Source organism: Streptomyces sp. SAS_281, assembly GCF_052542855.1.
This window is the reverse complement of sequence record NZ_JBMNDO010000060.1, coordinates 40,119-47,704: the sequence shown is the minus strand read 5'-3', so window position 1 is coordinate 47,704 and position 7,586 is coordinate 40,119. Positions and strand designations below refer to the sequence as shown.

General features: G+C 72.6%; 5 protein-coding genes. 2 read left to right on the top strand and 3 right to left on the bottom strand.

Features of this window, described 5'->3' with window-relative positions; all coding sequences use genetic code 11:
• Window positions 1-1,012 (top strand): pectate lyase family protein (locus tag ACN6LM_RS22485; protein ID WP_445067173.1); only part of this gene is annotated, 1,012 nt, incomplete at its 5' end.
• 727 nt (window positions 1,013-1,739) lie between these two features.
• Here the strand turns inward: ACN6LM_RS22485 and ACN6LM_RS22480 are convergent.
• Window positions 1,740-2,744 (bottom strand): hypothetical protein, encoded by a 1,005-nt coding sequence (locus ACN6LM_RS22480; RefSeq protein ID WP_445067172.1) that lies wholly within the window; start codon window positions 2,742-2,744, stop codon window positions 1,740-1,742.
• Complete coding sequence (locus tag ACN6LM_RS22475) at window positions 2,741-3,151, bottom strand: hypothetical protein (protein WP_445067171.1); 411 nt, start codon at window positions 3,149-3,151, stop codon at window positions 2,741-2,743. Before ACN6LM_RS22475 ends, ACN6LM_RS22480 begins: the two co-directional genes overlap by 4 nt.
• A gap of 89 nt (window positions 3,152-3,240) precedes the next feature.
• Between ACN6LM_RS22475 and ACN6LM_RS22470 the strand changes: the two genes are divergently transcribed.
• Window positions 3,241-6,852, top strand: coding sequence for a CHAT domain-containing protein (locus tag ACN6LM_RS22470; protein ID WP_445067170.1), 3,612 nt, complete (start codon window positions 3,241-3,243; stop codon window positions 6,850-6,852).
• 28 nt (window positions 6,853-6,880) lie between these two features.
• Here ACN6LM_RS22470 and ACN6LM_RS22465 read toward each other — a convergent pair whose 3' ends face one another.
• Window positions 6,881-7,567 (bottom strand): alpha/beta hydrolase, encoded by a 687-nt coding sequence (locus tag ACN6LM_RS22465; protein ID WP_445067169.1) that lies wholly within the window; start codon window positions 7,565-7,567, stop codon window positions 6,881-6,883.
• Between the last annotated feature and the right edge of the window lie 19 nt (window positions 7,568-7,586).

Below are 7,586 nucleotides of genomic sequence, written 5' to 3'. Positions count from 1 at the left end.
GTCCGACCAGGACGCCTCCACCGCCAACGGCGCCGCCGTGATCCAGGAGACCTGCACCCACAACAGCAACAAGCAATGGGCCTTCACACCCGTCGGCGGAAGCGGGAACGGCCGGTCCTGGTCGAACACCGCCGACGGCTTCGCGTCCACCGGGGGCGGCACCACCGGCGGCGCGGCCGGGGCCACGGTCACCGTGAAGACCTACGCAGATCTCGTGAAGTACGCGACGGCGTCCGAGGCATACACCATCAAGGTCGCCGCGGCCATCAAGGTGACCCCGTACGGCCACGAGATTCCCGTCAAGTCCAACAAGACGGTGGTCGGTGTCGGCACCTCGGGGCAGATCGTCAACGGCGGCTTCTTCCTCGGCGTCGGCACGAAGAACGTGATCATCCGGAACCTCACGATCCGTGACACCCGGATGGCCGACGACGACCCGGACGACAAGCTCTACGACTACGACGGCATCCAGATGGACACGGCCGACCACATCTGGATCGACCACAACACCATCGAGCGGATGAACGACGGCCTGATCGACAGCCGCAAGGACACCAGCTACCTGACCGTGTCCTGGAACAAGATCGGAGAGTCCAACAAGGCATTCGGCATCGGCTGGACGGAGAACGTCACCGCTCGCATGACGATCCACCACAACTGGATCCACGACACCAACCAGCGCAACCCCAGCATCGACAACGTGGCTCTCGCCCACCTGTACAACAACTACCTGGAGGACATCACCTCGTACGGCAACCTGTCGCGCGGAAAGTCCAAGGTCGTCATCGAGAACAGCTACTACGACCACGTGGCCAACCCGTACAACATCGACACTTCCGCGGCGTCCCTGTCGCAGAAGGGGTCCATCGTCATCAACTCCAGCGGAAAGCAGCAGACGGGCGGTACCACGTTCGATCCCCGCGCCTACTACAGCTACGCCCCCGACGCCGCCGAGGACGTCCCGGCGATCCTGGGCACGTACGCAGGGCCGCAGAGCAACATCGGCCAGTAGCCCCGGGACCGCCGGAGCGTGGGCTCGACGCCCTGGGCGAGAGCAGCCGGGGTGACGGTCCGGTAGCCCGGCGACTGCCCTGCGGCAGGTGCTCGGCGGGCGAGACGGTGGAGCCGGTGTCAGCAGCGCGACGGGTTCGTCGCCGCTCTTCGCCGGCCGCGCGACGCGCGTTCCGTCCCGCCCGCCTCCCCGGGCCGACGCGCAGTCCCGCCCGCCTCCCCGGGCCGACGCGCAGGTCTGTGCGGGGGGCCGACAGCCGGCCTGCCCGTACCGGTGGCCCGTCGCCGGGCGGGCTGCGTGCCGAGCGGAGGCGACCGTGGCGGCGACGTCGTCGGACGTGCCGGTCCGGCCGATCGGGTGGCAGGAGTCGAAGCCGTCCGCTGCGGGGGCGAGGTCCGCCCCGGGGATGAATTCTTCGCAGACCGGGGTGCGCACGACAGCGGTGGCAGACGCCGGGCGGGCTGCGTTCTGAACGGGGGACCATCGCCGAGCCCGGGCCCGGCCTCGTCCAGTCCTCCAGGACCGGTGGCCGGCGGCCTCGCCCGGACAGGTGTTCAGGGGCATCCGGTGCGCCTGGAAGAGCTGGGTGGTGAACGTGGCCAGGCCGCACGTGTCAGGGGCGAGGACGGACCGCGCCGTCGTTCACCGGCGGCTCCGCCCTCGCCGCCATCGGCGTCTGACGCCGGCTGCTGTTCCTGTAGCGGCGGCGCGGGGCTGATGTCCGGCGCTACGACCGTTGCCCGCCCGCGCTTCCGGGCCCGTCGCGGCGCGCCGGATCCGCCGAACCCTCCGCGGCGTCCACCACCGGCGGTGCCGTGCCGAGCGCATCGCCGAGGCGGTCGCCGGAGGACGGCGGACCGGCGTCCTCGATCCCGAAGCGCTCCATCAGTTCCCGACGGTGCAGGCGGACGGCCGCTTCCACGAGCTGGGCGTAACCGTCCGTGGCGGAACGGGCCCGCCGACGAGCGGTCGCCGCGAGCAGTACGGCCAGGACGCCCGCCGGCCACCACACCGCCGCCAGCGCCGCGTACAGCACCGACCACGCACCCAGTTCGGCCGCGCGGGCGCCGGCGGACCGGGTGGCGACGAGCTCCGTACGTTCCTCTTCGGGAAGCGACAGCCAGATGTAGGGCCACAGCCGGCCGAGATCCAGGTTCTGGTCGCGCCGCAGCCGCACCGCGACGGCATGGACCCGGTCGCCGCTCCAGGTCGGCCGGTCCGGACGCTCCGCGGAGATCGCCGCCCTGGCCCCGAGCGCCCTTTGCCGAGCCGTCGGGTCGGCTTCGCGGCCCAGGGCCGCCTCGCGCGCGGCCCGTGCCCACTGGGCGCTGTAATCGCGGTGTGCGGCGTCCCACCGCCGCCGACGGATGTCCGTCCGGCGCTGCGCGAGGGCCGCCGCGGGGCGGGGCCAGGACCGCCAGTCCGCCGCCAGCGAGACCCGTTCGATCCCCGCTCCCAACGCCCGGGCCGCGAGACCTGCCGCCACCGACGCGGCGAGGACGGCCACCAGCACGACGATTTGGCCGCCGGCGGTACGCACCGCGGGTGCGTGGGCCCAGGTGGTGACCTGGTGGGCCAGACGGGCTGCGTCGAGCGCGTGCGCGTGGCCGAGGGCCTGTGCGGCCGCGCACACCGCCAGGTAGAGCGCACCGGGGAGGGCCAGCAGGCTCAGCCACTTGTCGGCGAGCCCCTTGCCTAGCTGGGCCCCGAAGTCGCCGAGCATTCCCGTCACGTCGCGAGGGTGCTGCGCCGCAAGGGGGTGCCCGTCACATGGCAGACGTGGGTGCTGTCCGGCGTCGGCCAGCTGAAGCGCGTACAGGGGTGGTCGGCGCGCGGGCAGAGGAGGACGGGCTCGTCGGTGCGGGCGGGCGGGAGGCCCGGCGGCGTCGCCATCGACATGTCGCGGGTGCGCCCGAAGATGCCCATCGCGTCCTGCCCCTGCCGCAGCGCGTGATGGACGGCCTCCAACTGCTCGGAGGGGTCCGTCCCGTCGCGCAGGGCGTCGAGCAGTTCGTCGAGGAGGCGTGTGCCGTCCGCCGGGCCGCGTGCCAGCGTGGCCCGCGTCCGCTCGATGTTCTCGCAGAACTGTGCGATGCCGTCGGCGATCTGTTCCGCTGTCCGCCTGCTTCCGCGTGCCACTGCGCCGCCCTCCGGATGCTGATTCCCGGCGACCACCCCACCGGGGTACCGCATCGTATGCTGAGACGCGCTGCGACGAGGAGGACTCGATGGCGCGCCGCGATGAACTGCTGCTGATATTGGGCGAGTTCGTGCAGTGGATCGGTGAGACCGGTGATACGGCCATGGCCTGGTCACCCCAGATGACCGCGCTGGCGCAGGACCTTGCGGACGAGCTCGACGAGGCGGAGGGGTGGGACATTCCGGCGCGGCAGGCGCTGGGGTGGCTCAAGTGGTACCAGGCGTGCGCCGCGTCGGGGGAGGAGCGGCAACGGGCGGCGGACGAGGCGCTGCGGGTGCTGGTCCCGGCGGCGATGGTGATCGGGATGGTGCCGTTTCCCGAGCCGCTGCTGCCCGCCTTGGCCGACGAGGCCGCCACGCGCCTGCCCGCGATGATCGAGTACGCGCTGTCCAGCCCGGACGACGATCAGTTCGTGGCCCTGGTCGACACCGCGGTGCACATCGCGAACGCCACCCCCAGCGGGCATCCTCAGCGGGCGCACCGGCTGGCCGTCGTCTGTCACGCGCTGCTGTCCCGAAGCGCCCGGAACGGCCGCTTCGTGCGGCTGGGACAGGCGTTGGCCGCCGCCCGGCAAGGCGTCGCCCACAGTCGCCCGGACGACCCGGAGCGGGCCGCGATGATGGGCCTCTTCACCGCGGTGCTGTTCGAGGGATTCCTCCGCACCGGAGCGGTCGCGGACCTGGACGAGGCGATCGAAGCGGGCCGCGAGGCGGTGTCCAGCGGCACGGGCCGGCCCGGTGAGCGCGCACGGCTGGAGGTCCTGGCCGACCTGCTGTGGACGAGGTTCGGCCTGACCGACTCGGCAGCGGACCTGGACGAGGTGACCGAGGCGCGCTCCGTCCTCGCCGGGACGAGCAGGGTCACCGACGCCGGGCGCGGCAAGCAGTTCACCTCGCTGGGGCAGGCCCTGTTGACGCGGTTCGACATACGGCACGATCCGGCGGACCTGGACGGGGCCGTGAACGCCCTGCGCGACGCTCTGTCCGCCGCCTCCACCGACGAGGAGCGGCTGTACTGCAGGTCGGACCTCAGTTGCGTGCTGCAGAGTCGATTCGAGCGCCGCGGCGCGCGGGCCGACCTGGACGAGGCGGCCGACGCGGCCCGCGAGGCCGCTGCCGAGGCGCCGACCGCATGCTCCCCGGGTCTGCTGATGAGCCTGGCGATCGTGCTGGACTTCTGTGCGCGCACCACCGGGTCCCTCGACGATCTCGACACGGCGATCGGCCTGGTCCGGCGGGCTGCCGCCGCGGCGGCGCCGGCCGGGCACCGCCGGACGAAGCGCCCGGAGCGCGGAGTCGTCCAGGCACGCGTCCCGGACGTCATGCGGGGCGCGACGGCCGGGGACGAGCCGAACCGGCCGGAGTTGCAACGGCTGCTCTGCGCCTACCTGACAAGGCGCTTCGAGCGGACCGATGTGCTGGCCGACATCGACGCCCTCGTCGAAGCACGCCGTGAGGCGCTCGCGACGGGGGGAGCCGAGGGCATGGACGACGGCGACCGGGCCAGGGACCTCGCCCTGCTGAGCTACGCCCTCAAGCTCCGCTTCCACCGGGCCGGCCGGTCCGAGGACTTGGACGAAGCCGTGACGACCGTCCAGCGGGCCCTGTCCATCACGCCCGGCGACGGTGACTTCCTCTCCTCGCTGAGCGACACCTTCCGTGTTCGGTTCGTGGAGTACCGGGAAACGGCCGACCTCGATCAAGCAGTCCAGCTGGCCCGGCTGGCGACACAGGTCCGCGCCGACGCCCTGCTTCCGGCCGAAGCCTTCGCGAACCTCTCCCAGGTGCTGCTGACCCGTTTCGAGCATTTCAGGGATGCGGCTGATGCCGATGAGGCGGTGATCGCCGCGCGCGCGGCCGTCACCGCGGAGGGCGACGGAGCCCACCGGCCGAAATTCCTGCTGATCCTCGCGGATTCGCTGATGGCCCGTGTCCGGGGCCGTCGCCTCAGGGACGACGGGTCCGGGCAGGAGGCCGACCGTGCGGAGGCGCTCCGGGCCCTTTCCGAAGTGGTCCTGCGATCCGACTCGGCGCCGCCCCGGTTGAAGGTGCACGGCGCGAAGCTGGGCGCCTGGCTGGCCGTCGTCGAACTCCCGGCCGGGAGCGAGGACTTCGCGCTCGCGGCCGACCTGCTGGAAGCGGCCGTCCTCGCGCTCCCCGAACTGGCCCCGCGCCGGATGCGCCGGGAGGAGCAGCAGGAGACCATGGAGACGGCGTCAGGAATAGCCGGCGACGCCGCGGCGATGGTGCTCTCCGATCCTCTTCGGCCTCCGGCGGACCGCGCCCGCCGCGCCCTGTCGCTGCTGGAGATGGGGCGTTCGGTGCTGCTGAGCCGGCGTCTCCACGCCCGCAGGGACCTCGCCGGACTCCACGAGGCCGAACCGGAGCTGGCGGCCCGGTTCGCCGCCCTCCGTGATCTCCTGGACGGGGGAGTGGAACAGGCGCCGACCGGACAGGACCGCATCGGGGCGGCCGCGGAACTGGCTGCGACGCTCCGCCGGATCCGCGCCCTGGACGGCTTCGCCGGCTTCGCCCTGCCGCCGAGCGGCGAGGAACTGCTCTCCGCGGCCGACCTCGGCCCGGTCGTCAGTCTGAACGTCGCCTACCGGGGCGACGCCCTGCTGCTGACCGCGGAGGGCAACACCGCGCTCGAACTTCCCGGGGTTACCGTCGAGACGGTGATCGACCAGGTCAACGCCTTCCACGTGGCCCTCCGGGAAGCCGGCGACCCGCACCGGGACCGCGTCGCCGCCCAGCACGCCCTCACCCAGGTGCTGAAGTGGCTCTGGGACAACATCACCGGCCCCGTGCTCGACGCTCTGGGCCACCACGGCCCGCCCGCCGACGGCGCTCCCTGGCCCCGGGTGTGGTGGGCGCCCGGCGGGTACCTCAGCCTGCTGCCCCTCCACGCCGCCGGCCACCACGACGATCCGGCCGAGGGGCGGCGCACCGTCATGGACCGCGTCGTCTCGTCCTACACGCCCACCATCAGCGCCCTTCGGGACGCGCGACGCCGCCAGTCGATGTCAGCCGCCACCGCGAGCAGCGCTCTCATCGTCGCGATGCCCGAGACTCCGGGACTCGCCGGACTGCGGAACGTCGCCCCCGAAGCGGAGCTGGTCCGTGACATGCTCCCCGATTCCCTGCTGCTGACGGCGCCGGACCGCGCGCGGGTGCTGGCCGAACTGCCCGGCCGCGCCATCGCGCACTTCGCCTGCCACGGCAGCTTCGACCCCGACGACCCGTCGGCCGGCCGGCTGCTGCTGAAGGATCACGGGCAACGCCCCCTCACCGTCGCGGACCTGTACTCCGCCGACCTCGACGGCGCACAGCTCGCCTACCTGTCCGCCTGCCACACCGCGGTGAACTCGGCCGAGCGGCTGCTGGACGAGGGCATCCACCTGGTGGGGGCACTCCAGACGGCCGGCTTTCCCCAAGTGGTCGGCACCATGTGGGAACTGGACGACGAGATCGCGGAAGAGATCACCGAGGACTTCTACGCGCTGCTCCGCGAACCGCACTCCGGTGGACTGGACCTGCGCACGGCCGGACACGCCCTGCATCACGCCGTACGCAAGCAGCGGGACCGTTACCCGGGCACGCCGTCCCTGTGGGCCTCGCACCTGCACTTCGGCGCGTGAACCCCCGGTGGGGCCGGCCCTGCTCCGCTCAGCTCTGACCGGCGATGATGCGGCGCAGCTCCGGAACGTAGGGCGTCACCGGATCTCCCTTGTGCGACAGCGGTCCGGCCCGGAGCACGGTCGCCCCGAATCCGGGACTGTCCGGGGGTGCACCGTGCAGACCCGCGGCGGTGCCGTCGCCGCCGACGGCCTGCGAGGTCGCGAACACGGGCCCCGTGTAGCGCAGTTCGCCCACGTGGCCGACGCCGGTTCCCGTACTGGCGAGCAGCACCAGGGCGTCGGCCCGCAGACCGTGGTCCCTGGCCGCGAGCCCCGCGACGAGTCCGCCGTAGCCGTGTGCGACGACGGTGACCCGGGCCGCTCCGGACGCGGGGCCCGACCGCGGCCGGGACAGCGGCAGGGTGACGAGGAAGCTCGCGAGGCGTCGGGCGCCGGCGACGGCGTACGCCGGGTCGGCGGCTTCCCGGGGCGACTGCGGTGCCACGTAGTCGATCCAGGTGATGACGGACACCGTGTCGTCGTCGGGCCCCGAGGCGACCTTCCGGAAGAGGGACTCCGTCTGGTCCTGGAGCCGCTCCATCTCGGACAGCCCGGAGCCGACACCGGGCACCATGACGACGACCGCGCGCGCACGGTCCGGGTCGTTTCGCGCGAGGACCACGCGACCTTCCTGGAGGTCGTAACTCAAGAGAAGGACGCGATTGCTGTTCGGCATGGTCCGCAGTCTGCCGAAC